Below are 23236 nucleotides of genomic sequence, written 5' to 3' on the forward strand. Positions count from 1 at the left end.
GTCAGCCTCCCTGCACCGCGGTCACGAGTTCCAGTTCGTCGCCGTCTTCCAGCACGGTCCCGGACCACAGGCTCCGCGGGATCACGGTGGCGTTCCGGGCCACGGCCATCCCGACGCGGCGGCCGTCCGCTGCCCTTCCGTCCGCCAGGATCTCGCGTCCGGTCACCTGGGAGACCAGGACCGCTACCGTGGCGTCCTCCCCCACGGCGCGCCGTTCGCCGTTCACCGTGATGTTCATGCGTGCGCCTCCACTGTGTGTTCGTTCAGAAGTCCCGGGCTGAACCGGTCGGGCCGGAAGGCCGCCCAGCGCCCGTCGTCATGTCCGTCGAGCAGGTCCAGGACCGCCCGGGCCGCCACGGGTGTCAGCAGGACGCCGTGGCGGAAGAATCCGGTGGCGATGACCAGTCCGGCCACCTCGCCTCCGTGTGCGGCGGCGACCCTGCCGAGCAGGGGCGCGTTGTCCGGTGTCCCGGGCCGCGCCCGTGCCGTGATCTCTTCGAGTTCGAGCTCCGCCACTGCGGGGACCAGCTGCTGAGCGTCCCGCAGGAGCTGATGCACGCCGCCCGCGGACACTCCGGCCTGCCCGTCCTCGCGCTGGGTCGCTCCGATGACCACCGTGCCGTCCTCACGGGGCACCAGGTAGACGGGGATTCCGCGGACCGAGCCGCGCACCGTCGCGGAAAGGAAGGGCCGCAGGCGTTCCGGGATCCGCAGTCGCAGGATGTCCCCGTACACCGGGCGGATCGGCAGGTCCAGCCCCTCGGGCAGCCCACTCAGCTCAGGGGACGCCAGGCCGTTCGCCACGATGACCTCTTCGGCGGCCACGACGCGGCCCGAGGCGAGCAGGACTCCCGCCACCCGGTCCGTGGAGGAGCCGCCGTCGTCGTCCGCCGTCCAGTGCAGCCCATCCGCCCGCTCGGTCAGCACCGTCCCGCCGTCGCGGCGGAAGGCCTCCAGCATCACGGCGTGCAGGACCCGCGGATCCACCTGATGATCACCCGGAGTGAGGAACGCGCCGGAGAGCTGCGGCGAGAGCAGGGGCTCCATCCGGCGCGCCTCGCGCAGCGACACCGTCTGCACCTCCAGGCCGTGTGCCTGCTGCGCCGCCTGCAGGTCGGCGAGCGCGGCACGGTCGGCCGCGTCGAAGCCCACCACGAGGGTCGGCGTCGTCTGGTGGCCGTTGAGGGGCCCGAACGGGGCGGCGAAATCCTCCCAGAGCGCCGCCGATTCCAGGGTCAGCGCCAGGAGAGCTTCTTCCTGATAGTGGTACTCGCTCACCGGGGCCAGCATGCCGGCGGCGGCGAAGGTCGCGCCCTGTGCGGGGGCCGGGTCGATCAAGGTCACGCGGCGGCCGGAGCACAGCAGCGTCCAGGCGATCCCCAGGCCTACGATGCCCGCGCCGATCACGGCGACGTCCACCGGCTCCTGTTCCATGCTCCTCGTCCTTCCCTACGCCGGTGCTAACCGGATCAGGTGTGGCGGTCGGCGCTCAAGCCCTCTCAGCCGGCGAATGTGACCATCCGCTCCGGCTCCCGCAGTACCGCACCAGTCTAGAGGAACTAGGCTGAAGCCCATGGGTAATCGAGCAATTGCGACACCTTCCCTCGCCGCCGCACGACTGTACGTCTGCACGGATTCGCGGGCGGAACGAGGGGACTTCGCGGACTTCGTGGACGCCGCGTACTCCGGTGGGGTGGACATCATCCAGCTGCGGGACAAGAAGATCGAAGCGGCCGAGGAACTGGAGCTCCTCGCAGTGCTCCGCGAGGCTGCCGAACGCCACGGGAAGCTCTGGGCCGTGAACGACCGCGCCGACATCGCGCGCCTCTCCGGCAGCCCGGTGCTGCACGTGGGCCAGAAGGACCTGCCGCTGCCTGCCGCACGTTCCCTGCTGAACGACGACGTCCTGCTCGGCCTCTCGAGCCACGCGCCGGAGCAGGTGGACGCCGCCCTCGCTGCCGCGGCTCGCGGTGAGACCGACTACTTCTGCGTGGGGCCGCTCTGGGCCACTCCGACCAAGCCCGGCCGCGCCGGGGTGGGTCTCGATCTGGTCCGGTACGCGGACTCGACCGGGACCTCCGTCCCGTGGTTCGCCATCGGCGGCATCGATCACGGCAACGTGGCCCAGGTGGTCGAGGCCGGGGCCCGTCGTGTGGTGGTGGTCCGCGCCGTCACCGAGGCCGCGGACCCTGCGGACGCCGCACGCCGCCTGCTCGCGGAGCTCCCCGACGCCTGACACTTCTCTTAAACAGCCACGGCCCCGGCCGCCTTCTCGCGAAGGCGCCGGGGCCGTGGTCGTCGCAGCCGGAGCTACTGGACTTCGTACTTCATGCCCTCGGGCTTGCTGGGCATGGCACACAGCACGATGAGGATGATGCCACCCACGTACGGGATGAGGCCCAGGAAATACATCGGGCCGGGGAAGCCTGCGTCATGCAGACGGCGCCACGCGACGGCGATGAACGGCACCAGAAGGGCCAGTCCGATGAGGCCACCCAGGATCAGGAGGATGGTGCCGAACACCATCGCCCCGGTGAAGGTGACGTCCGAAGAGGACGTGTAACCGGTCGAGGAGTCCGAGTACGCCGACTGAGAGACGATCCCACCAATCAACAGACCGTAGCCGATGGCGATCGGGATACCCGCCACCAGTGCCTGGAAGAGGTACCACCACCAGAACTCGCTCCGGCTGGCGCGGCCCTTGAAGTTCGCGTAGTTGGCGAAGCCCATCTTGATGGCCTGCGAGAATCCGACGCTCGGGCGCGGGACGTACGGCGGGTAGAGGCCGCCGCTGTAAGCGGGCTGGCCGTACGGGCTGGCGGGCTGCTGCTGGTAGCCCTGCTGGCCGTACGGCTGCTGCTGGCCGTACTGAGGAGCCTGCGGCGCCTGAGGGGCCCCGTACTGGGGTGCCTGAGGAGGCTGCTGGCCGTAGGACGGCTGCTGCGGCTGGCCGCCGTTGTTGTTCTGCCAATCGGGTTGTTGCGTCATGGTCCTGTTCTTTCCCTGTTCATGGGTGCGCTTGATGCTTCTTCACCGTACAGTCTCCACCACATCCAGCCTTCGCTCAATGGGGAAAACTCCCCATTGAGCAGGCTCAATATCCGTACTTCATGCCTTCGGGGCTGCTTTCCATGGCCAGGAGCGCCAGCACGACCACCGAACCGAACGGCACGAGGCTCAGCAGGACGAACCAGCCGCTGTATCCGGCGTCGTGCAGACGGCGGACCCGCAGAGCGAGCCCGGGGATCAGCAGCGCCAGCGCCACGATGACGAAGAGGATGCCCAGCACGATCCCGGCCACCAGCGGAGCGCTCCAGATGAAGTCGGTCTCCGGACTGCGGTAACCGCGCCGGGACGACGTCGACAGCGCCCCGCCCAGCGACGTCATGATGCCGGCGAACAGGAAGAAGTACGCCACATAGCCGAGGATCCCGAGCACCAGGTACTCGAAGACGAACCACCACCAGAACTCGGAGTTGACCGCACGGCCGTTGAAGGTGGCGTAGTTTCGGAAGCCGGACTTGATGGCGTCCACGAACCCGACGCGAGGGCGCGGCACGAACGGGACGGGCTGACCCCATCCGGGCGCCGGCCACGCGGGAGCCTGCCAGGCGGGACCGCCCTGCGGGTGTTGCTGCGGGTAGGCCTGGGGGTGCTGCTGCGGGTACTGCTGTGAATACCCGGGCGCGGTCTCCGGCGGGACCGGTGCGCCCGTGCCGGGCTGGACCGGCTGGGTGCCGGGCTGCGGCGGCTGCGCGCCGCTCGCGGAAGGGGTGTCGCCGGGGTGGTTCGGAGGCTGGCTCATGTTCACGCTTTCCCTGGTGGTGTCCTGTTCTCCCGCCAGTCTCGCCCACGGAACGCCCCAGGGAAAGGAAAGGCCGCCACGGAGATGCTCCGTGGCGGCCTTTCGGCTCCAGATTGGCCGTCGACGACGGCGTCAGAAGCTCGCGTCGAAGCGCGCGCCTTCGGGTTTGGGAGCCTGAGCCCACAGGAACAGGAGCACCAGGTTGCCGATAGGGACCAGGTAGAGGAGCAGGAACCAGCCGCTGAAGTTGGCGTCGTGGAGACGCCGGGCCCCGACGGCGAGGGTCGGCACGAGGACCGCCAGCGAGAACAGGCCGGCGATACCCCAGAGCACGAAGCCGATGATCATCGAGGCGTTCGAGTTGACCTGTGCCTGACCGGTGCCGGGGATCTCCGTGTAATCACCGTCGGCGACCGCCTGCGACAGGCCAGTGCTGAAGAAGATCACGGCAAGGGTGCTGAGGACGACGCCGATCACGGCCACGAACACGAACCACCACCAGAATTCCGGACGGCCCGCCCTGCCGGTGAACGTGGCGTACTTCCGGAACACCGTCTTGATGGCGGCCATGAAGCCGAGGCTGGCACCCGGGTCCAGGGGGCCCGGCACTGCGGCGGACTGGCCACCATAGACGAACTGCTGCTGACCGTACGCCTGCTGGCCATACGATCCACCCGGCTGACCGTACTGCTGCGGCGCGGCCTGGCCGGCCTGCTGATACTGGCTCTGCTGCTGGTACTGGCCGCTCTGCTGCTGGCCGTACTGCTGGTAGTGGCCCTGCTGCGGGTAACCCTGTTGCTGCGTGGGCTGGCCCTGGCCGTAAGGCTGCTGGTTGTACTGCTGCTGGTTGTACTGCTGCTGGTTTCCGGGCTGCTGGCTGTACTGCTGGGGCTGCTGCCCGCCCTGGCCGTACTGCTGCTGGCCGTACTGCGGCTGATGTCCCGGCTGCTGGCCATACTGCTGCGGCTGGCCCTGCGGCTGCCCCTGGCCCTGCTGGGTCGGCGCATTCTGGGGGCGCTGCGGGGGAACCGGCGGCTGCTGAGGCTGCGGCTGCTGGGACTCGGGCTGATTCGTCATGGCTGGCCCTGCTCCTGACTGGCCTTGACGGCCGTGACACGCGGTGATGATTTTGCTGTCAGTATGCCAGAAGCAGGGCTCGGCGGGATGTCGGAGAAGCCGGGAGTCCGCCCGGGGGCTAGCCTGTGAGCGTGACGAACACATGGATCCCCAGTGGCGCCCCAGGAGTTCAGGACGGTCTCGCGGAGGCGCTCACGGCACTCCGCGAAGAACTCGAAGTCCCCCAGGCCTTCCCGCCCGAGGTCCTCGAGGAGACCGAGCGCGCCATCCGCGCCCACGCGCTTCCGGACTGGGGCCGGACCGACGTCGAGTTCGTGACGATCGACCCGGCGTCGTCCACGGATCTGGACCAGGCCCTCTTCATCGAGCGTCACGAGGACGGCTACACCGTCTACTACGCGATCGCGGACGTGCCCTCGTTCGTCGCGCCGGGCGGGGCGCTGGACGCCGAGTGCCGTCGTCGCGGGCTGACCCTGTACGCCCCCGACGGACGGATCCCGCTCCACCCGGAAGCGATCTCCGAGGATGCCGGCAGTCTGCTGCCCGACGTCGACCGGTCCGCCTTCCTCTGGGAGTTCACGCTCGACTCCACCGCCGCCGTCGTGAACGCCACGGTCCGCCGGGCCCGCGTCCGCTCGCGCGCCAAGCTGAGCTACCAGGGCGTGCAGGAGGCCATCGACGGCGGCACCGCCAGCGAGTGCCTGCAGCTCCTCCGGGAGGTGGGGCTCAAGCGGATCGAGCTGGAACGCCTCCGGGGCGGCGCGTCCCTGAAACTCCCCGCCCAGGTGGTGGAGCAGGACCCGGAGACCGGCGCCTACCGCCTCCTCACAGAGGTCCCCCTCCCCGTGGAGGACTGGAACGCCCAGATCTCGCTGATGACGGGCATGGCGGCCGCGGACCTGATGGTGCGCGGCTCGGTGGGCATCCTGAGGACCATGCCCTCTCCCGACGCGCGCTCCCTCGAGACCTTCGAACGCCAGACCGCCGCCCTCGGCAAACCGTGGAGCGCCCACGGCCCGGGCGGCATGAGTTACGGCGAATACCTGAGGACACTGGATCCCGCTCAGCCGAAGGACCTCGCGATCATCCATGCGGCGGCCGCCCTCTTCCGCGGCGCGGGCTATCTGGCCTTCGACGGCGAGGTCCCCCAGGACACCATCCAGGCCGCCATCGCCGCGCCCTACTCCCACGCGACCGCGCCGCTGCGCCGTCTGGTCGACCGCTGGGTGCTCGTGGTCTGCGAAGCGCTGAGCCAGGGCACCGAAGTCCCGGCCTGGGCCCGAGACAGCCTGGCTCAGGTGCCGGACCTCATGAAAGCCGCCGAGCAGCGCTCGTCCCGCCTGGACCGCGCCGCGATCGACACGGTCGAGGCCGCGCTGATGCTGCCGCGCCTGGGAGAGGTCTTCGACGCCGTGGTCATCTCCACCGGCAATGGGAAGAACGCCACCGCGCCGGTCGCCACGGTCCAGCTGCTCGACCCGGCGGTCTCGGCACGCTGCACCGGGGTCATGGAACCCGGGACCCGGGTCAAGGTCCGGCTGGACGCCGCGGACATCAAGGGCCGCTCCGTCACTTTCAGCCTGGTCGAAGAGACCTCACCGGCCGCAGCCGAGGGGTGAAATCCGGGGAATCAGCCCTCCATCCCCTAGAATGAAGGGGTAGTCATGGATGCCCGGTCGTTGATTGACCATTGATTTCCCCCGCCCCGCCCGTTCTTCACGGGCCCGGCACCCCTGATGGCCGCCAGTGCGGCCCACGCAGACCGCGATCGGCTTCCACCCGTACTCCGCCTTCTCCGGGTTCTTTCCTGGAACGACCGGTGCCGTCGCCAAGGTTGGCAGACGCCCGTCCCGGCGCTGGCGGAGCAATGCCAAGGAGGCACGCGTGAGCGAAACCCACAGTCATGAAGTCCTGGTCGACACCAGCGGCACCGAGAGTGTCGAGCCGGAAGAGACCATCACCACCACGGCGGAACCGCACGCCGAGGTCCAGAAGACCTTCGCGGACTTCGGCGTCCGCGCCGAGATCGTCGATTCCCTGGCCCAGGCCGGCATCGTCCACCCGTTCCCCATCCAGGCGCTGACGCTCCCCGTCGCGCTCGGCGGGCACGACATCATCGGCCAGGCGAAGACCGGCACGGGCAAGACCCTCGGCTTCGGCGTCCCGGCGCTGGAGCGCATCGTGACCAGCGATGACCCGAAGTACTCGAAGCTGCAGGTCCCGGGTGCTCCGCAGGCCCTCGTGATCGTCCCGACCCGCGAGCTCGCGGTGCAGGTCGCGAACGACCTCGCCACCGCCAGCCGGCTGCACCAGGTCCGCATCGCCACCATCTACGGCGGCCGTGCCTACGAGCCGCAGATCGAAGCGCTGCAGAACGGCGTCGACCTGGTGGTCGGCACGCCGGGCCGCCTGATCGACCTGTACAAGCAGCGCCACCTGAACCTCTCCAACATCAAGATCGTCATCCTGGACGAGGCCGACGAGATGCTGGACCTCGGCTTCCTGCCGGACGTCGAGACGCTGATGGCCGCCACCCCGGCCGGCACGCGCCAGACCATGCTCTTCTCCGCCACCATGCCCGGCCCGGTCATCGCCATGGCCCGCCGGTACATGACGCGCCCCACCCACATCCGCGCGGCCGACCCGGACGACGAGGGCCTCACCAAGCGGGACATCCGCCAGCTGGTGTACCGCGCCCACGCTCTCGACAAGATCGAGGTCGTCTCCCGCATCTTGCAGGCCCGGGGCCGCGGCCGCACCGTCATCTTCACCAAGACCAAGCGCACCGCCGCGAAGGTGGCGGAGGAGCTCGTGGACCGCGGGTTCGCCGCGGCCGCCCTGCACGGCGACCTGGGCCAGGGCGCCCGCGAGCAGGCCCTGCGGGCCTTCCGCAACAACAAGGTGGACGTCCTGGTGGCCACCGACGTCGCAGCCCGCGGCATCGACGTCGACGATGTCACCCACGTCATCAACTACCAGTGCGTCGAGGACGAGAAGATCTACCTCCACCGCGTGGGCCGCACGGGCCGTGCCGGCAACAAGGGCACCGCCGTGACCTTCGTGGACTGGGAGGACATGCCCCGCTGGGCCCTCATCAACAAGGCTCTGGGGCTGGACTTCGCCGAGCCCGTGGAGACCTACTCGTCCTCCGCGCACCTCTACACCGATCTGGACATCCCGGAGGGCACCAAGGGACGTCTGCCCCGGGACAAGCGCGTCCTGGCCGGCGTGGATGCCGAGGTCCTCGAAGATCTGGGCGAGACCGGAAAGCGCGTGACCAAGCGCCCGTCGTCCTCCTCCCGAGGCGACCGTCAGCGCAGCGGCGAGCGCCGCTCCGATGGCCGGCGCAGCGAGGGGGCTTCCGGGGACGGCGAGGGCCGCCGTCGTCGGACGCGTCAGCCTGCCGCGGAGACCACCGAAGCGCCTGCCGCCGAGAAGAAGAGCGACGACGACTCCCGTCGCCGCCGCCCGCGCAACCGCACCCGCCGCCGCAACGGCGAGGTCGTGGCCCGCGAGGCCGGCGCCCCCGCCCAGGAATCCTGACGGGATCCATGGCCCGGACCGCTGAACAGCTCTGGCAGCCGGACGGCGGGAACCTGGTGGTCCAAGCGGACAACGCCGGGTTCCTGCCGGCCCTGCCGGATGACTCGTTCACGCTCATCTACATCGATCCCCCGTTCAACACGGGTCGCACCCAGCGCCGCCAGCAGACCACCATGGTCCGCAGCGCGGAAGGCGAAGGTGACCGGATCGGCTTCCAGGGACGGTCGTACCAGACACTGCGGGGGGACCTGCACCGCTACGACGACGCCTTCGAGGACTACTGGGCGTTCCTGGAGCCCCGACTGCGGGAGGCGTGGCGTCTCCTGGCCCCGGACGGGACGCTGTACCTGCACCTGGACTACCGCGAGGTGCATTACGCCAAGGTGATGCTCGACGCGATCTTCGGGCGGGAGTGTTTCCTGAACGAGATCATCTGGGCCTACGACTACGGCGCCCGCGCCCGTCGCCGCTGGCCCGCCAAGCACGACAACATCCTGGTCTACGTCAAAGACCCGGAGACGTATCACTTCGACGCGGCCGAGGTAGACCGCGAACCGTACATGGCCCCTGGTCTCGTGACCGAGGAGAAGCGCCAGCGCGGGAAGCTGCCCACGGACGTCTGGTGGCACACCATCGTCTCCCCCACGGGCAAGGAGAAGACGGGCTACCCGACGCAGAAGCCGGAAGGGCTGCTGCGCCGCATGGTCATGGCCTCCACACGCCCCGGCGACTGGTGCCTGGACTTCTTCGCGGGTTCCGGAACCCTCGGGGCGGTGGCCGCGAAGACCGGCCGCCGCTTCGTCTGTGTGGACGAGAACCCGTCAGCCGTGTCCGTCATGGCGACCCGCCTCGCGGACTCCGCCACGGTGCATACGCTGGACTGAGGGCGCCTTCCCGGCCGTGTGCCCTCGGTGGCGGTTGCGCCCTTGTCGGCATGGCGCGCCCCCATTGCGGCGCACTGCGTCGAGAGGGGCGCCGAGACCGGCGTAACCGGACCCGTCAGCCCCGGATCACGCTGCCACGGCCCTGGTCCTCGATCCGGGCGAGGGCGTCGAGGAGACGTCCCAGCCCGACGGGGTCCTCCAGATGCGCGAGGTGGCCCACTCCGGCGAGTTCGTGAATCCCCGCGCCGGAAACCCGGGCTGCGATGGCGTCGAACGCCACCCCATAGGGCTCACGGTGGCGGTTGCGCTCGCCGACGATGAGATCCACCCGGTCGGCTTCCGGCGCCAGGGTCTTCGGCGGCGCCACCGCGTTCAGCGCCATCAGTTCGGCGGACAGCGGCACGCTGAAGCGCCGGAGTTCCTCCCAGACGGCGGGATCCGCCCGCAGCCCCGTGACGTAGTCAGCCGTGAAACCTGAGATATCGCGGTTGACGATCTCCACACTCCGATCCCAATCGTGCGCCTGCTCCGCCGCCCGCAGTGCCGGAAGAACCTCCGCGGCGAAGGGCCGTTCGACGGGCTCGTAGGCGATCACCTGCTCCATCGGATGCCGGCCGGCGGCGAGCAGAGCGATCAGGCCACCGTAGCTCCAGCCGAACACGGTCGTCACAGGACCGAGGACGTTCAGCACCTCGAGCAGATCGCCTACTTCGGTATCCAGGGAGTAGTCCGCGGTGAGCGGGCCAGACGGCGTCCTGCCCCGGCGGTTCAGCACGGCGACCGAAGGCCAGGCCGTGATCGCCCGCGCCACGGCTCCCCAGGACCGGGCGTCGCTCATCACGCCCGGCACCATCATGAGGCCGGGCGCGGCGGGGTCACCGTACACATCCACCGTCACCCAGCTACCGTCGTCACGCTTCACTGTTTTTTGAATCGTTTGCTCCATAAATCAATTATGGAGCAAACGATCTATAATTCCAGGGTGTCTTCCACCACTCGAGGCCGCCCCTCGACGTTCAGCCGCGATCGCGCCATCCTGGGTGCCGCTCGCCTCTTCTGGCGCCACGGCTACTCCGGGACGTCAACCCGTACGCTGACCACGGAGCTGGGGATCTCGACGTCGAGCCTCTACGCCGCCTTCGGGAGCAAGGCTGGCCTCTTCGAGGAGACCGTGCGGACCTACGCCGAGCGTTACCGCGAGATCTACCAACAGGCCGTCGCCGAACCGGACGTTCTGGCGGTCATCGAGCGAGTGCTCGTCGATTCGGTGGGCGAGTTCACCCAGAGCAGCGAGGTTCATCCCGGCTGCCTCATCAGCAGTGCCGCCCTGGCCGACAGCACGAGCACCCTCGACGCCCGCGCCTATATCGCGGACCTGCAGGCCTCCAACGCGGAGGCCCTGCTCACGCGGCTTCGCCAGGCGGCCTCCGACGGCGAGCTGCGCCCCGGCGTCTCACCGGAGACACTGACGTCCTTCATCCAGTCGGTGTGGCACGGACTGTCCGCACAATCGAATCTCGGGGCAGGACGGGATGAACTCCTGGACACGGCTCGTCTCACCCTCCGGCTGATCGCCCGGCAGACACTCGCCACATCCTCTCAAGCCTGAGGTCCTACCCCCGGATCACGCTGCCACGGCCCTGCTCCTCGATCCGTGCGAGCTGCTCCGGTGACGTGAGGTTCTCGCCCAGCAGATTGGGCTTGCCCTTGCCGTGGTAGTCGCTGGAACCGGTGACGATCAGGTCGTGCTTCGCGGCGAGCCCCAGCAGGTATTCGCGGCCTTCGCGCGGGTTGTCCCGGTGCCAGACCTCCAGGCCGCCGAGGCCGGCGTCGATCATCTCGTGGAAGGTCCGCTCCCCCACCACGCGGCCGCGCGCACTGGCGACCGGATGGGCGAACACGGGAACGCCGCCGGCGTCCCTGACGAGCTCGACGGCGAGCGCCGGCTCCACGGCGTAATGCTGCACGTAGTACCGCGAATGGGACGTCAGGATCGTGGCGAAGGCCTCGGTCCGGTCACTCGCGATCCCTGCGGCCACGAGGGCGTCCGCGATGTGCGGGCGGCCCACGGTGGCGCCCGGCGCCAGGTGCTGGGTGACGTCGTCCCAGTTGAGCGGGTAGTCCTCCGCGAGCAGCGCGACCATGTGTTCGGCCCGGCTGAGCCGCGCGTCGCGGGCCTTCGAGATCTCCTCCAGCAGGCCGGGGTGCGTGGGATCGTGCAGATAGGACAGCAGATGGACGCTGATGCCCTCGGAGGTGCGGCAGCTGATCTCCATGCCCGGCACCAGGGCGACGCCCAGAGCCTTCGCCGCCTCGGCGGCCTCAGCCCACCCGTCGGTGGTGTCATGGTCCGTCAGCGCGACGACGTCGAGCCCGGCCTGAGCGGCGGAGGCCACGAGGTCGGCGGGCGGCTGAGTGCCGTCCGAGATGTTCGAGTGTGCATGCAGGTCGATCCTCACGCTCCCAGCGTAGTCCCGGCGGACCCGCGGAGCTCACCCGTCGCCGTCGTCGCCCCTCACCGGGCGGGGCTCCCCTGGTTCACCGGTCTCCCGGGTGAGCCACCACGCGACGCCACAGAGGACGACCGCGATCACCCCCGACACGATCAGCGCCGGACGTGCCCCGAAGGAACCCACCGACCAGGCGGCGGCCAGGAGAACGATGATTCTCAGCGCGTTGTCCACTGACACGTCCAGACCTTCGACACGCCCCAGGAACTTCTCCGAGATCGACTTCTGGAACAGCGTCGTGACGGCCACGTTGTACGGAGCATTGACGCTCGCGCTCACCGCCACGCCCACCAGCAACAGGATCACATTCGGCGACAGCCCCATGATCATTTGCGATGTGGCAAGCAGGAGCAGACAGGCGAGGAAGTACCGGCGCAGAGCCTCGGTGCGCAGGAAGACGCCGGTGAGAACCGCGGCGGCGACGGCCACGATGCCATTGAGCGACAGCACGAAGCCGAAGACCTCCGCGGGCAGCCCGAGATCGGAGGCGATCAGGAAGATCAGGCTGAACGAGTTGACCGCGGCGGTGATGGTGACCCCATAAGAACCCAGGAGTATCCCGAGAGCTGGACGGTGTCCTGCCAGATAGCGCACCGCGGGAGGAATGCCCAGCACCAGTTCCCGCAGTTCCTCCTTGAAGACCCGGAGCCGGTCCGCCAACGGCACACGTTCAGTGCCCGCTCCGGGCGTCTTCCGGACGACCTTGGAGAACAGGTACGCGGCGGCCATGAAGGACACGCCATCGATGAGGAAAGCGGGCACCGCACCCCAGAGCGCGAAGGCGCCCGACGCCAGGGCAGGCCCGACCGAGCTCACGGCCCAGGTGGCCGACTCGAGGTAGCCGTTCGCCCGGGAGAGCAGACCTTCCTTGACCAGCCGTGGAAGGAAGACGAACGCCGACGAAGCGAAGAACACCGACGAGATCGCCGAGGCGGTCACGATCAGCACGGCCAGGTACCCCGGCCCGGCGAGCCATGCCGCAGCGGCAAGTCCGAAACTCAGAAGCCCTCGGAACACGGTCGTGACGAGGAAGGTCCGCCGAAGGTCCCACCGGTCCGCCACGGCGCCGGCGAGGGGGCCCAGCACCAAAGCCGGGAGGATCGTCATCAGCAGCAACGTGACCCGTGCTGCCTCCTTGTCCGCAGATGCCTCGTAGAACCACAGATCAAGGGAAAGCGATCGGAAACTGTCCCCGATGTTCGAGATGCTGACGGCGGTGAGGAAGCCGAAGAAGGCAAGGGGCAGGCCGGCTCTCCGGGCCGTATCCGTCACTTCCGCGCGCATCGATGACCTGACCTTGAATCGGGCTGCCGAACCGATCCGGCGGAACACCACGCTCCCCAGACGCCCCGGGCCGGCCGGGGTTTCGGCATGAAGTACGACATATACAGCGGACTCGTCCGTGACGCGAGTCAAACACCTGGAGTGGCACTCCGGGTCCCGGCTCCTGCCCGCCCGGATCAGTGAGACGATAGGAGGGTGAATGACGCAGAACACACCACTGATGCCAGCACCCAGCCGTTGGAGGACCGTGTGAACAACCGTTCGCAGCGCCCCTCCTCCGATGCCTTCAAGGCCTTCATGGCCAGCAGCTGGGCTCCCGCCTCGCAGGAGCTTCCGGCCGAGGAAGCCGTCGCCGCACACGCCGCCCGCCGCCGTCGTGCGATCTCGGAGCAGTTCAAGGGCGAACGCCTGGTGATCCCGGCCGGTCCGCACAAGGTCCGCAGCAATGACACGGATTACCGCTTCCGCCCCCACTCGGCCTTCGCTCACCTGACGGGCCTGGGCGTGGACCACGAACCGGATGCGGTTCTGATCCTCGAACCCACCGATGACGGCCAGGGCGACGACGGCGGCCACCACCACGCCACCCTCTACTTCCGCCCGATGGCCGGCCGCGACACCGAGCAGTTCTACGCGGACGCACGGTCCGGCGAGTTCTGGATCGGCCCGCGCCCGAGCCTGGCCGACCTGAAAGCCCGCCTCGACCTGGCGACCGCGCACCTCGACGAACTCGAAGTGGCGATCACCAAGAACGTCGGTGCCTCCGAGATCGGCGGTATCTCCATCCGCCTGCTTCGCAAGGTGGACGAGAACATCGACGCCCTGGTGGACACCGCCCGCTACAACACCGCCCAGGACCCCGAGAACCTGGACCTCTCCCAGCTCGACGCCCTCGACGAGAAGCTGGCCGAGGCCCTGTCCGAGCTCCGCCTGATCAAGGACGAGTGGGAGGTCGAGCAGCTCAAGCTGGCCGTCGCCGCCACCGTCGAAGGCTTCCACGAGGTCGTCAAGGCCCTGCCGCGCGCCGTCGCGCACCACCGCGGTGAGCGCGTCGTGGAAGGCGCGTTCTTCGCGAAGGCCCGCGAGGAAGGCAACGACCTCGGCTACGACACCATCGCCGCCTCCGGCAACAACGCCACCATCCTGCACTGGATCAACAACAACGGTCAGGTGAAGGAGGGCGACCTCCTCCTGCTGGACGCCGGCGTCGAGGCCGAGAGCCTCTACACCGCGGACATCACCCGCACCCTGCCGGTCAACGGCACCTTCTCCGAGGTGCAGCGCCGCGTCTACGAAGCCGTGCTGGACGCCGCCGACGCGGCCTTCGCCGCCGCACGCCCGGGCCTGAAGTTCCGCGAACTGCACCAGATCGCCACCCGCGTCCTGGCCGAGCGCCTGGCCGAGTGGGGCCTGCTGCCCGTGACCGTGGAGGAGGCCGTCGCGGACAGCGGTCAGCAGCACCGCCGCTGGATGCCGCACGGCACGAGCCACCACCTCGGCATGGACGTCCACGACTGCGCCCAGGCCAAGCGCGAGCTGTACTTGGACGCCGAACTCGCCGAGGGCATGGTGTTCACCATCGAGCCGGGCCTGTACTTCAAGTCCGAGGATCTCGCGATCCCGGAGGAGTACCGCGGCATCGGCGTCCGCATCGAGGACGACATCCTGGTGACCGCGGACGGCGCCGTGAACCTGAGCGCCGCCCTCCCCCGCACGGCCGACGACGTCGAGGCCTGGATGGCGAGCCTGCGCGCCTGAGTGCCGCTCACCGCCGTTGTGGCGCGCTGAACGCGACAGCGTGAGCACCGCGCCCCGGGCATGAGAATGGCCCCGCACCGTAATCCCGGTGCGGGGCCATTCGTCGTTCCGGACCCGTGCGACGCGCGGCGTCACACTTCGTGGTCCCGCCGGAACCGGCCGGTGCTACTCGCCCCGGGGGTCCTTGGTGGGCTGCTCGCCGTGCCGGCCCTGCTGAGGCTCGTCATGCTGCGCCTGGCCGTCGTCCTGCTGGCCATCCGGCTGCTGCGCGTGCTCGCCCTGCGGCTCCGTCTGCGGAGCGGCGTCGGGCTGGTACCCGGCGTCGTGCTGCTGTTCCGCGAACTGCTGTTCAGCCGGCTGCGGCTCAGCGTGCTGCGGTTCGTGGGCCGGCGCGGCGGGAGCCGCCGGGGGCGTCTGGTTCAGCCGGACACCGTACTGCGGGCGGCCGTCCGGGAGGTCGCGATAGTCCGAGGACACCGTGGACGGCGCCTGCTGTTCCGGCGCCTGAGCCTGCTGGCCGGCGTCCTCGGCGCGCTGTCCGTACGGATTGCCCCAGGCCTCGGGCCGCTGCGGTTCCTGCGGCTGGCCGTAGCCCTGACCGTGGCCCTGCCCGTAGCCCGAGTGCTGACCGCCCTGCGGACCCTGCTGCTGGCCGGGCTTCCGGTTGCCGCCGTCGTTGCCCCGCATGGGAAGCTGCAGCAGCAGCCGGCTCGCCTCCCCCGCGACCTCAGGTGCCACGATCACGTCATAGCTGCTGGCCAGCACCTGGCTGGTCGAGGTGAAGTCCCGCTTGCCCCGCTGCATGGCGTAGCTGACGATGCCGAAGAGCGCGAAGAAAGCCGCGCCCATCAGCACCGAGGTCACCACGGAGAACGCGCCGCCCGGGGAGAACAGAGACAGCAGCAGACCGATGAAGAGACCGAACCACACGCCGCTGAGCAGGCCGGACATGGCCACGCGCGGGTAGCTCAGACGGCCGGTCACGCGCTCCACGAGTTTCAGGTCGTTGCCCACGATCGAGACGTACTGGACGGGGAACTGCTGGTCCGCCAGGTAGTCCACGGCCTTCTGGGCATCGAGGTAGGAGTTGTAGGAGCCCACCGTCACGCCCTGCGGCACGGAACGGAGCTCCTCGGGAATCCTGGGTGCACCAAACAAGTTCGACATACCCACATTCTTGCCTATTCAGCCGGTCTGCAACCGGAATTCAGCCAAACGTGGACGAAGTGGATAGCCTAGTCGGGTGAGCAACCCTACTTCCCGCGTCTTCGTTGCCCGCCTCCTCGGTCTGGATGTCTTCGACCCTTTGGGTGATCGGCTCGGACGCGTCCGCGACGTCGTGGTGCTGGCCCGCGCCAACAACGCGCCTCCGCATGCGGTCGGCCTGGTCGTGGAAGTCCCGGGCAAGAAACGCGTGTTCGTGCCGATGACGCGCGTGACGAGCATGGACCAGGCCCAGGTCATCAGCACCGGGCTCGTCAATCTGCGCCGCTTCGAACAGCGCGGCATGGAGACTCTCGTGGTCGCCGAGATGTTCGACAGCCGCGTCACCCTCACGGACGGCTCGGGCTCGGCCACGATCGAGGACATCGCGATCGACCAGCACCGCTCCGGCGACTGGTTCGTCTCCAAGCTCTTCGTGCGCCGAGGTCACTCGTTCTCCCCGCTCGCCCGGCTGCGCCGCAACGAGACCATGATCATCAACTGGACGGACGCCGTCCCGGCCGCGGCCACCGAACCGCAGGCCGCCACGGCGTTCGTCGCCAGCCACGAGGACCTCAAGGCGGCCGACTTCGCCGAGGCCCTGCAGGAGATGAGCGACAAGCGCCGCTTCGAGGTGGCCAGCGAACTCCAGGACGAACGTCTCGCCGACGTGCTCCAGGAGCTCCCTGAAGAGGACCAGGTGGAGATCCTGTCCTCGCTGGACCGCGAGCGCGCCGCCGACGTGCTGGAGGAGATGGACCCGGACGACGCCGCCGACCTCCTCTCCGAGCTCCCCGAGGCGCAGCAGGAGGAACTCCTGCAGCTCATGGAGCCCGAAGAGGCCGAGGACGTCCGCCGCCTCCTGGAATACGACGAGGACACCGCGGGCGGTCTCATGACCCCGGTCCCCGTGATCCTCCCGCCGGAGGCCACCGTGGCCGAAGCCCTGGCCCACGTGCGCCGCGAAGAGCTGACCCCGGCGCTCGCGTCCTCCATCTTCATCGCCCGCCCGCCGCTGGAGACCCCCACGGGCCGCTTCCTCGGCGTCGTGCACATTCAGCAGCTCCTGAGGTATCCCCCGCCTGAACCGATCGGCAATCTGGTGGACAAGAACCTGGAGCCCGTCCAGGATCAGGCCCACATCAGCGAGGTGGCCCGCATCATGGCGGTCTACAACCTCAATGCCCTGCCCGTGGTGAACGACACCGGCCGGCTGGTCGGCGCCGTCACCGTCGATGACGTCCTGGATCACCTCCTGCCCGAAGACTGGCGCGCCCACGCCGAGGACGTCCCGTTCAAGAAGCTGAGGGGTCGCAATGGCTGACAAGAAGGATCGCCGCCCCGGGGCGGACAAGTACAGCCTGGACACCCCCCGCGCCGCGCGGGGCCGGTTCTTCCCCCGGTTCTCGCCAAACCCGGACGCGTTCGGCAAGGCCACCGAGGGCTTCGCCCGTTTCATGGGCACCCCGCAGTTCCTCGTCTACATGACGATCTTCTGCGTGTTCTGGCTGGCCTGGAACAGCTGGGCCCCCGCCGACTGGCAGTTCGACCAGCAGGCCCTCGGATTCACCCTCCTGACGCTCATGCTCTCCCTTCAGGCCTCCTACGCGGCGCCGCTGCTCCTCCTCGCCCAGAACCGGCAGGACGACCGTGACCGCGTGGCACTGGAACAGGACCGCCAGCGCGCCGAGCGGAACCTCGCGGACACCGAGTACCTCACCCGCGAACTCGCCGCACTGCGTGTCGCGCTGCGTGAAGTGGCCACCCGTGACTACGTCCGCGCCGAGATGCGCTCCCTCCTCGAGGACATCATCGAGGCTCAGGAGGAGTTCCACTCGGGCGAAGACGGCACGGGCGACGGCGAGACCACGGCCGACAAGGTCAAGGAGAAGATCCGCGACAAGCGGGACCGTCAGCGCGGCCCCCGCACCCAGCAGATCCCGAAGATCAAGAAGCCCAGCCAGGACCCGGGAGCATGACCGCGCCCACCACGGAGCAGCTGCAACGCGCCCTGGACACGGTCATCGACCCTGAACTCCGGCGTCCCATCACCGAGCTGGGCATGGTCGACGCGGTCGAGATCGACGACGACGGCGCGGTCCGTCTGCGCGTGCTCCTCACGATCCAGGGCTGCCCCCTGCGGGACACGATCACGGCCGATGCCACGGCGGCCCTGTTCACGGTCCCCGGAGTGACGTCCGTGGACGTGGAGCTCTCCGTCATGACCCCGGAGCAGCGGCAGGCGCTCAAAGACCAGCTCCGGGGACCTGGCGACACCCGCGGGATCCCGTTCAACCAGCCCGGCAACTTCACCAAGGTGTTCGCCGTGACGAGCGGCAAGGGCGGCGTCGGCAAGTCCTCCGTGACCGTGAACCTCGCCTGCGCCCTGGCGGCCCGGGGCCTGCGCGTGGGCATCGTCGACGCCGACGTCCACGGCTTCTCCGTGCCGGGCCTCATGGGTATCACCCAGTCCCCGACCCGCGTGGACGAGCTCATCCTGCCGCCCGTGGCCCACGGAGTGAAGGTCATCTCGATCGGCATGTTCGTGGAGGGCAACGCCCCCGTGGCCTGGCGCGGCCCCATGCTGCACCGTGCCCTGGAACAGTTCCTCTCCGAGGTGTACTTCGGCGACCTGGACTACCTGTTCCTGGACCTGCCCCCGGGCACCGGCGACATCGCCATCTCCGTCTCGCAGCTCCTTCCGTCCGCCGAGGTCCTGGTGGTCACCACCCCGCAGTCGGCGGCGGCCGACGTCGCCGAACGCTCCGGCACGGTCTCCACGCAGACCGGCCAGCAGGTGGTCGGCGTGGTCGAGAACATGTCGTACCTGGACACCCCGGGCGGCGAGCGGCTCGAGGTGTTCGGCTCAGGAGGCGGTGAGACGCTCTCCCAGCGCCTGACGGAGACTCTCGGTTACCAGGTCCCACTATTGGGCCAACTGCCCCTGGAGATCGCTCTCAGGGAGGGCGGGGACTCCGGGATGCCTGTCGTCCTGGCCCACCCGGACACCGCGGTCTCGCGCGAACTGCTCTCGGTGGCGGACGCGCTGGCCGCCAAGCCACGCGGGCTGAGCGGGCTCTCCCTCGGAGTCACCCCCCGGGGGTGACCGTCGGCCGTCCAGACGGCCACGGCTCACCCCGGAGACGGCGACGGCGTGCCGACCCACAGTGGTCGGCACGCCGTCGTCGTGCTGGCAGCTCGGCTCAGGTGGCCTCGGTGTCGAAAGGCGCGCTTTCGCCCTCGGCCAGTCGCGGGATCTCCCGCTCGGGCATGGCGGTCGCGACAGCGGCCGCACCCACGGCGGCCGACGCCGCGGCCGGGGTGTCCGGTTCCAGCAGCGCTTCGCGGATGATGCGGCGGGGGTCGTACTGACGGGGGTCGTACTTGCGCCAGTCGACCTCGTCGATGTCGATGCCGACCTCGTCCTTGATCTGCTCGCGGGCGCCGGAAGCCATCTTCCGGACGCCACGGACCAGATTCATCAGGCCCTGGGTGTATTCGGGCAGACGCTTGGGGCCGATCACCAGAATGCCGATGATCAGCAGGATCAGGAATTCTGGCCCATTAATACCGAATATCACGTTGGAAAGACTACCCTCTCCCCCGCCTCCCGGACGATCCCGGACGTGGGGCCGATCTTCAGTGACACGGAGCGTCTCCGGTCAGTGGATTCCCGCCACGCGAGGGAGCTTGAGCTGGGGCCGTCCGGTGGCCGTGCGACGCGGATCGCGGTCCGCCAGAGCGGTCCGGAGCAGCGCACGTCCACGGTGGATCCGGGAGCGCACGGTGCCGAGCTTGATGCCGAGCGCGGTGGCGACCTCATCGTAGGAGAAACCCTCGATGTCGCACAGGATCACGGCCGTGCGGAATTCGATCGGCAGCTTGTCCAGCGCGGCCTGGATGTCGGAATCCAGGTTGTTGAATTCGAAGCTGCGCTCCGGGCTCGTCTCGTTGCCCGGGATCCGCTGGTCCGCGTCCTCGGGCAGTCCGTCGAAGCGGATGCGGGCCTTGCGGCGCACCTGATCCAGGAAGAGGTTGGTGGTGATGCGGTGGAGCCAGCCGTCCAGCGTGCCGGGCTTGAACTTGTCCAGGGACTTGAAGGCACGGACGAAGACCTCCTGCGTGAGGTCCTCGGCGTCGTGGCGGTTGCCCGTGAGACGGAAGGCCAGGCGGAAGACCTTGGCGGAGTGGTTGGTGACCACTTCCTCCCAGCTGGGGCGCTTCCATTCCTCCAGCGGCGTTTCCATTGGGCCGGAGTCCTCGCCTGCCACCGCGGTGGCAGGGTTGTCAGCCATGTTCAGCATGTCCTGCTCCCTTCCGATCCATCCCCCGATGGCGGGTATGCGCCATACCGAGTCCCGGCTTCAATCGCCAGCACTTTGACCGTTATCATGTCAAGGTTCCCTGTGAAATATCTGGGGAGCTTCTTCCGATTACATCTTTTCCGCAGAGGGCGAATCACATGAGCACCGACAAATCCACCAGCTGGTCCTTCACTGAAGGCCTGCCGGAGGAAGACCAGGTGCTCCTCCGGGCACGGGAACGTGCTTTCGACCTGGGTGTCCCCGCGGTCTCCGCGGGCACCGGCATGGCCCTCTCCGTCCTCGCCGCCACGGCGAAGGCCCGGACCGCCGTGGAGATCGGCACCGGCGCGGGCGTCTCCGGCGTGTACCTGCTGCGCGGGCTCTCCCCGCAGGCGGTGCTGACCTCGATCGATCACGATGTGGAGCACCTCCGCGCGGCCCGCGTGGCGTTCGCCGAAGCCGGCGTGCCCGCCAATCGCACCCGCACCATCTCCGGCCGCGCCCAGGACGTCCTGCCGCGCCTCACCGATTCCGCCTACGACCTCGTCTTCATCGACGCCGACAAGGTCCAGGCCCCCTTCTACGTCACCCAGGCGCTCCGCCTGCTCAAGCCCGGTGGCGTCCTCCTGCTCAACGACGCCCTCGACCGCGACCGCGTGAGCAACCCCGCCAACCGCGACCAGACCACCGTCGCCCTGCGCCAGCTCATCAAGAGCCTGCGCGAGGACGAGGGCGTGCTGACGACCGTGTTCACCACCGGCGACGGCCTCCTCGCCGCGGTCAAGCGCTGAGCCTGCTCAGCCGAGCCTCCTTAAATGCCGCAGCGCGGCCGCTTTCCAGCAGCCGCGCTCCGTGTGCCTTCAGCACTGCAGGCCTTCAGCTCTGCGTCACGCCCTCCAGGCAGCCCTTGAGCTCAGCGGCCTCGTCGGCGTTGAGCTCCACCACCAGGCGGCCTCCGCCTTCCAGCGGGACCCGCATGATGAGACTGCGTCCTTCTTTGGTCACTTCCATGGGTCCGTCCCCGGTCCGGGGCTTCATGGCGGCCATAGGAGATTCTCCTTGCGTTCGTCGAGTGCGTCCAGTCCATTATCCCCTGAGTCGCGCGTCACAGGCTAATCGATGGACCAACCCGGTCATGGGCAGGACCCCAGGTCACGGCGGATAGTCGCCGCCGCCCGGCAGCTGGGCCCAGGCCCAGAGCCAGACGATCCACACGATCTGGAGCAGGGAGAACATGAGGACGACCGTCCAGCGGTACGCCCTCGAACGCGAGACGAATGCCGTTGCCAGCGCCAGCGGGAAGAGCGGCAGCAGCATCCGGAATGTGCTGGTCTGAGGGTGCAGGAAGGCCAGCAGGTACCCGAAGTAGCAGGCACACCACAGGCGGAGTTCGACGCCGATCGCCCGGACCGCCGGAGCCTTCAGCAGGGCCCAGGCCAGCCCGCCCACGAACAGCAGGAGGGCGACGGGCCCGAGTCCCGGTCCGAGGAGCCCGACGGCCATGTCCCACCACGGCTTGAACGGCACCAGGTCGGTCCCCCGCCACACGGTCTCGGTGCGGGTGTACGCCTGGGGGTCTCCGGTCTTCAGCCAGGCGAGCGCCGGCCAGGTGAGCGCGGCCGCGCAGGCCACCACGGTCAGCGCCGTGTGACGCAGCAGCGAGCCGAGCTCTTCCGGGGCCGGCCGGCGTCGCGCCCGCAAGAGCGCCCACAGGCGATGGACCAGCAGCAGCCCCACGAGCGCGCCGAAAGGCACCCCGGTGGGGCGGGAGAGCGCCGCGAGGATGACGAACGGGATCGCGGTCAGGTAGCGCTTCCGCACGACCGCCAGGAGCGAGGCGGCCAGCAGCAGGAGATTCAGCGATTCCGCATACGGCACCTGCAGAATCCCGGACACGGGGAACACGGCCACGAAGGCCGCACCCCAGAAGGCCGTGCGGTGGGAAGCGAAACAGAGGAAGAGACGGAAGATCACCAGCACGGCGCAGAGACCGGCCACCATGGCGATCGCAGTCAACGATGCCAGGACCGGAATCCCCAGGAGTCCGGAGAGGGCCTTCCCCAGCAGCGGGAACAGCGGGTAGAAAGCCCACGCGTTCTCCTGGACGTTTCCGAGGGCGTCGACCGGGAGCTGCGACGGGTATCCCTGCTCGGCGGCGGTCTGGTACCAGCGGCCGTCCCAGATGGTGATGAAGTCCCAGTACCCGGGGCTCGCCGGCATCCAGGGATTCATGCCCTGCTTGAACGCGGCGCCGGAGAACACGAAGAAGCTGAGGACCCGTGCCGCCACGTAGACCGCGCTGAGCTGGGCCCACCAGGGCCAGCTCCGCGGCGACATGAACATGCCCTGGGCGCGCAGCGCCGGCTCCCCCACACCCCGGCGGAGCTGGTCGGAGACCGGCTCACTCATGCGGCTGGCCGGCTCACTCATGCGGCTGGTCATTGGCAGCAGGCCCGACGGCGGCGCCACCCGCCGTCAGCTCCGCGAGCCGGCCACGCAGCCGGCTCAGTTCGCTCTGCTGGACGGCGAGCTGATCCCGCAGGCGATCGAGGACCTCGTCGACCTGGTCCATCCGGTACCCGCGCAGGCCAAGCGAGAACCGCAGCCGGTCCACATCCGCGGGTGTGGGACGTTCCGGGAGCAGCACGGCCGGCAGGTTCGCCACCGGCTCCTCGAAACCGTCCTCCAGATCGGGGGCGGTCACGGATCGTCCTCCCACCTTGATCCTGCGCAGCAGCGGCGTGGCCATGACGAAGGCCGCGCCGAGCACCACGATCGCGAGAAAGACCAGGAGGAAACTCATGCCTCCATGGTGCCAGAAAGCCCCGCTCCGGCCGACAACGGACCGGGGCGGGGCTCGCGGGGAGA

At 69.0% G+C, this 23236-nt stretch carries 24 protein-coding genes and 1 riboswitch; of the genes, 10 read left to right on the forward strand and 14 right to left on the reverse strand.

The window, feature by feature from the left end; genetic code table 11:
- Window position 1: 1 nt before the first annotated feature.
- Together thiS and thiO are read right to left on the reverse strand one after the other, a co-directional pair.
- Complete coding sequence (gene thiS / locus P9849_RS11455) at window positions 2-238, reverse strand: sulfur carrier protein ThiS (RefSeq protein WP_278266912.1); 237 nt, start codon at window positions 236-238, stop codon at window positions 2-4.
- Entirely contained in the window at window positions 235-1434 is a 1200-nt protein-coding gene (thiO, locus tag P9849_RS11460) for a glycine oxidase ThiO (RefSeq protein ID WP_278266913.1), read from the reverse strand. Before thiO ends, thiS begins: the two co-directional genes overlap by 4 nt.
- A riboswitch (TPP riboswitch) is annotated at window positions 1430-1546 on the reverse strand. It overlaps the preceding gene by 5 nt.
- A gap of 27 nt (window positions 1547-1573) precedes the next feature.
- On the opposite strand from thiO, the gene thiE reads away from it, so the two are divergent.
- On the forward strand, window positions 1574-2236 hold the full coding sequence (gene thiE / locus P9849_RS11465) for a thiamine phosphate synthase (protein WP_278266914.1): 663 nt from the start codon (window positions 1574-1576) through the stop codon (window positions 2234-2236).
- Between the two features lie 74 nt (window positions 2237-2310).
- Here the strand turns inward: thiE and P9849_RS11470 are convergent, their stop codons facing one another.
- From P9849_RS11470 to P9849_RS11480, 3 genes are all read right to left on the reverse strand, one after another.
- A complete protein-coding gene (locus P9849_RS11470; RefSeq protein WP_278266915.1) occupies window positions 2311-2988 on the reverse strand; it encodes a DUF805 domain-containing protein in 678 nt (225 codons plus the stop codon).
- Between the two features lie 106 nt (window positions 2989-3094).
- Window positions 3095-3805 carry a DUF805 domain-containing protein gene (locus P9849_RS11475; RefSeq protein ID WP_278266916.1) on the reverse strand — a complete coding sequence of 237 codons (711 nt, stop codon included), beginning with the start codon at window positions 3803-3805 and terminating at the stop codon, window positions 3095-3097.
- A gap of 132 nt (window positions 3806-3937) precedes the next feature.
- Entirely contained in the window at window positions 3938-4882 is a 945-nt protein-coding gene (locus P9849_RS11480; protein ID WP_278266917.1) for a DUF805 domain-containing protein, read from the reverse strand.
- Between the two features lie 131 nt (window positions 4883-5013).
- Between P9849_RS11480 and P9849_RS11485 the strand changes: the two genes are divergently transcribed.
- The 3 genes from P9849_RS11485 (at window position 5014) to P9849_RS11495 (ending at window position 9309) form a co-directional block, all read left to right on the forward strand.
- Window positions 5014-6501 carry an RNB domain-containing ribonuclease gene (locus P9849_RS11485; RefSeq protein WP_278266918.1) on the forward strand — a complete coding sequence of 496 codons (1488 nt, stop codon included), beginning with the start codon at window positions 5014-5016 and terminating at the stop codon, window positions 6499-6501.
- 265 nt (window positions 6502-6766) lie between these two features.
- On the forward strand, window positions 6767-8425 hold the full coding sequence (locus P9849_RS11490) for a DEAD/DEAH box helicase (protein WP_278266919.1): 1659 nt from the start codon (window positions 6767-6769) through the stop codon (window positions 8423-8425).
- Between the two features lie 8 nt (window positions 8426-8433).
- A complete protein-coding gene (locus P9849_RS11495; RefSeq protein ID WP_278266920.1) occupies window positions 8434-9309 on the forward strand; it encodes a DNA methyltransferase in 876 nt (291 codons plus the stop codon).
- A 115-nt stretch (window positions 9310-9424) separates the two neighbouring features.
- Here P9849_RS11495 and P9849_RS11500 read toward each other — a convergent pair whose 3' ends face one another.
- Complete coding sequence (locus P9849_RS11500; protein ID WP_278266921.1) at window positions 9425-10255, reverse strand: alpha/beta hydrolase; 831 nt, start codon at window positions 10253-10255, stop codon at window positions 9425-9427.
- Between the two features lie 36 nt (window positions 10256-10291).
- Between P9849_RS11500 and P9849_RS11505 the strand changes: the two genes are divergently transcribed.
- Window positions 10292-10918, forward strand: coding sequence for a TetR/AcrR family transcriptional regulator (locus P9849_RS11505; RefSeq protein WP_278266922.1), 627 nt, complete (start codon window positions 10292-10294; stop codon window positions 10916-10918).
- 4 nt (window positions 10919-10922) lie between these two features.
- On the opposite strand, the gene P9849_RS11510 is transcribed toward P9849_RS11505, so the two are convergent.
- Window positions 10923-11768, reverse strand: a complete 846-nt coding sequence (locus P9849_RS11510) for a PHP domain-containing protein (RefSeq protein ID WP_278266923.1) — start codon at window positions 11766-11768, stop codon at window positions 10923-10925.
- 33 nt (window positions 11769-11801) lie between these two features.
- Window positions 11802-13103: an MFS transporter gene (locus P9849_RS11515; protein WP_278266924.1), complete on the reverse strand. Its 1302-nt coding sequence runs from the start codon at window positions 13101-13103 to the stop codon at window positions 11802-11804.
- 195 nt (window positions 13104-13298) lie between these two features.
- Here P9849_RS11515 and P9849_RS11520 point away from each other — a divergent pair, with 195 nt between their 5' ends.
- Window positions 13299-14861 carry an aminopeptidase P family protein gene (locus P9849_RS11520; RefSeq protein WP_278266925.1) on the forward strand — a complete coding sequence of 521 codons (1563 nt, stop codon included), beginning with the start codon at window positions 13299-13301 and terminating at the stop codon, window positions 14859-14861.
- Between the two features lie 165 nt (window positions 14862-15026).
- Here P9849_RS11520 and P9849_RS11525 read toward each other — a convergent pair whose 3' ends face one another.
- A complete protein-coding gene (locus P9849_RS11525) occupies window positions 15027-16028 on the reverse strand; it encodes a general stress protein (protein ID WP_278266926.1) in 1002 nt (333 codons plus the stop codon).
- 76 nt (window positions 16029-16104) lie between these two features.
- On the opposite strand from P9849_RS11525, the gene P9849_RS11530 reads away from it, so the two are divergent.
- From P9849_RS11530 to P9849_RS11540, 3 genes are read left to right on the forward strand one after another with little or no spacing between them, the layout of a single operon-like run.
- Window positions 16105-17388: a CBS domain-containing protein gene (locus P9849_RS11530; RefSeq protein WP_066211215.1), complete on the forward strand. Its 1284-nt coding sequence runs from the start codon at window positions 16105-16107 to the stop codon at window positions 17386-17388.
- Entirely contained in the window at window positions 17381-18043 is a 663-nt protein-coding gene (locus P9849_RS11535) for a DUF1003 domain-containing protein (protein ID WP_278266927.1), read from the forward strand. The genes P9849_RS11530 and P9849_RS11535 overlap by 8 nt, the downstream gene beginning before the upstream one ends.
- Window positions 18040-19170 carry an Mrp/NBP35 family ATP-binding protein gene (locus P9849_RS11540; RefSeq protein WP_278266928.1) on the forward strand — a complete coding sequence of 377 codons (1131 nt, stop codon included), beginning with the start codon at window positions 18040-18042 and terminating at the stop codon, window positions 19168-19170. The genes P9849_RS11535 and P9849_RS11540 overlap by 4 nt, the downstream gene beginning before the upstream one ends.
- Window positions 19171-19267: 97 nt before the next feature.
- Here the strand turns inward: P9849_RS11540 and P9849_RS11545 are convergent, their stop codons facing one another.
- Together P9849_RS11545 and sigE are read right to left on the reverse strand one after the other, a co-directional pair.
- The gene (locus P9849_RS11545; RefSeq protein WP_278269154.1) at window positions 19268-19642 is read right to left on the reverse strand and encodes a twin-arginine translocase TatA/TatE family subunit; all 375 of its coding nucleotides are present in this window, start codon (window positions 19640-19642) and stop codon (window positions 19268-19270) included.
- Window positions 19643-19726: 84 nt separating this feature from the next.
- Window positions 19727-20311, reverse strand: coding sequence for an RNA polymerase sigma factor SigE (gene sigE, locus P9849_RS11550; RefSeq protein WP_278269155.1), 585 nt, complete (start codon window positions 20309-20311; stop codon window positions 19727-19729).
- Window positions 20312-20526: 215 nt separating this feature from the next.
- Between sigE and P9849_RS11555 the strand changes: the two genes are divergently transcribed.
- Window positions 20527-21159 carry an O-methyltransferase gene (locus tag P9849_RS11555; protein WP_278266929.1) on the forward strand — a complete coding sequence of 211 codons (633 nt, stop codon included), beginning with the start codon at window positions 20527-20529 and terminating at the stop codon, window positions 21157-21159.
- Between the two features lie 85 nt (window positions 21160-21244).
- Here the strand turns inward: P9849_RS11555 and P9849_RS11560 are convergent, their stop codons facing one another.
- The 3 genes from P9849_RS11560 to P9849_RS11570 all read right to left on the reverse strand — a co-directional run bounded on the left by P9849_RS11560 (window position 21245) and on the right by P9849_RS11570 (window position 23171).
- Window positions 21245-21415 carry a DUF3117 domain-containing protein gene (locus P9849_RS11560; RefSeq protein WP_278266930.1) on the reverse strand — a complete coding sequence of 57 codons (171 nt, stop codon included), beginning with the start codon at window positions 21413-21415 and terminating at the stop codon, window positions 21245-21247.
- A gap of 105 nt (window positions 21416-21520) precedes the next feature.
- Window positions 21521-22711, reverse strand: a complete 1191-nt coding sequence (locus P9849_RS11565; protein WP_278269156.1) for a hypothetical protein — start codon at window positions 22709-22711, stop codon at window positions 21521-21523.
- A gap of 79 nt (window positions 22712-22790) precedes the next feature.
- Complete coding sequence (locus P9849_RS11570) at window positions 22791-23171, reverse strand: DivIVA domain-containing protein (protein ID WP_278266931.1); 381 nt, start codon at window positions 23169-23171, stop codon at window positions 22791-22793.
- Window positions 23172-23236 lie beyond the last annotated feature (65 nt).

It is taken from the genome of Arthrobacter sp. Y-9, from assembly GCF_029690065.1.
GTDB lineage: Bacteria > Actinomycetota > Actinomycetes > Actinomycetales > Micrococcaceae > Arthrobacter_E.

What these genes read in the sequence shown, in the direction of transcription:
- P9849_RS11555 (WP_278266929.1), top strand. Translation starts at nt 20,527, where the DNA reads ATGAGCACCGACAAATCCACCAGCTGGTCCTTCACTGAAGGCCTGCCG.
- P9849_RS11475 (WP_278266916.1), bottom strand. Translation starts at nt 3,805, where the DNA reads ATGAGCCAGCCTCCGAACCACCCCGGCGACACCCCTTCCGCGAGCGGC.
- P9849_RS11495 (WP_278266920.1), top strand. Translation starts at nt 8,434, where the DNA reads ATGGCCCGGACCGCTGAACAGCTCTGGCAGCCGGACGGCGGGAACCTG.
- thiE (WP_278266914.1), top strand. Translation starts at nt 1,574, where the DNA reads ATGGGTAATCGAGCAATTGCGACACCTTCCCTCGCCGCCGCACGACTG.
- P9849_RS11515 (WP_278266924.1), bottom strand. Translation starts at nt 13,103, where the DNA reads ATGCGCGCGGAAGTGACGGATACGGCCCGGAGAGCCGGCCTGCCCCTT.
- P9849_RS11540 (WP_278266928.1), top strand. Translation starts at nt 18,040, where the DNA reads ATGACCGCGCCCACCACGGAGCAGCTGCAACGCGCCCTGGACACGGTC.
- P9849_RS11535 (WP_278266927.1), top strand. Translation starts at nt 17,381, where the DNA reads ATGGCTGACAAGAAGGATCGCCGCCCCGGGGCGGACAAGTACAGCCTG.
- P9849_RS11480 (WP_278266917.1), bottom strand. Translation starts at nt 4,882, where the DNA reads ATGACGAATCAGCCCGAGTCCCAGCAGCCGCAGCCTCAGCAGCCGCCG.
- P9849_RS11500 (WP_278266921.1), bottom strand. Translation starts at nt 10,255, where the DNA reads ATGGAGCAAACGATTCAAAAAACAGTGAAGCGTGACGACGGTAGCTGG.
- P9849_RS11470 (WP_278266915.1), bottom strand. Translation starts at nt 2,988, where the DNA reads ATGACGCAACAACCCGATTGGCAGAACAACAACGGCGGCCAGCCGCAG.
- thiS (WP_278266912.1), bottom strand. Translation starts at nt 238, where the DNA reads ATGAACATCACGGTGAACGGCGAACGGCGCGCCGTGGGGGAGGACGCC.
- P9849_RS11565 (WP_278269156.1), bottom strand. Translation starts at nt 22,711, where the DNA reads ATGTTCATGTCGCCGCGGAGCTGGCCCTGGTGGGCCCAGCTCAGCGCG.
- P9849_RS11560 (WP_278266930.1), bottom strand. Translation starts at nt 21,415, where the DNA reads ATGGCCGCCATGAAGCCCCGGACCGGGGACGGACCCATGGAAGTGACC.
- P9849_RS11570 (WP_278266931.1), bottom strand. Translation starts at nt 23,171, where the DNA reads ATGAGTTTCCTCCTGGTCTTTCTCGCGATCGTGGTGCTCGGCGCGGCC.
- thiO (WP_278266913.1), bottom strand. Translation starts at nt 1,434, where the DNA reads ATGGAACAGGAGCCGGTGGACGTCGCCGTGATCGGCGCGGGCATCGTA.
- P9849_RS11525 (WP_278266926.1), bottom strand. Translation starts at nt 16,028, where the DNA reads ATGTCGAACTTGTTTGGTGCACCCAGGATTCCCGAGGAGCTCCGTTCC.
- sigE (WP_278269155.1), bottom strand. Translation starts at nt 20,311, where the DNA reads ATGGAAACGCCGCTGGAGGAATGGAAGCGCCCCAGCTGGGAGGAAGTG.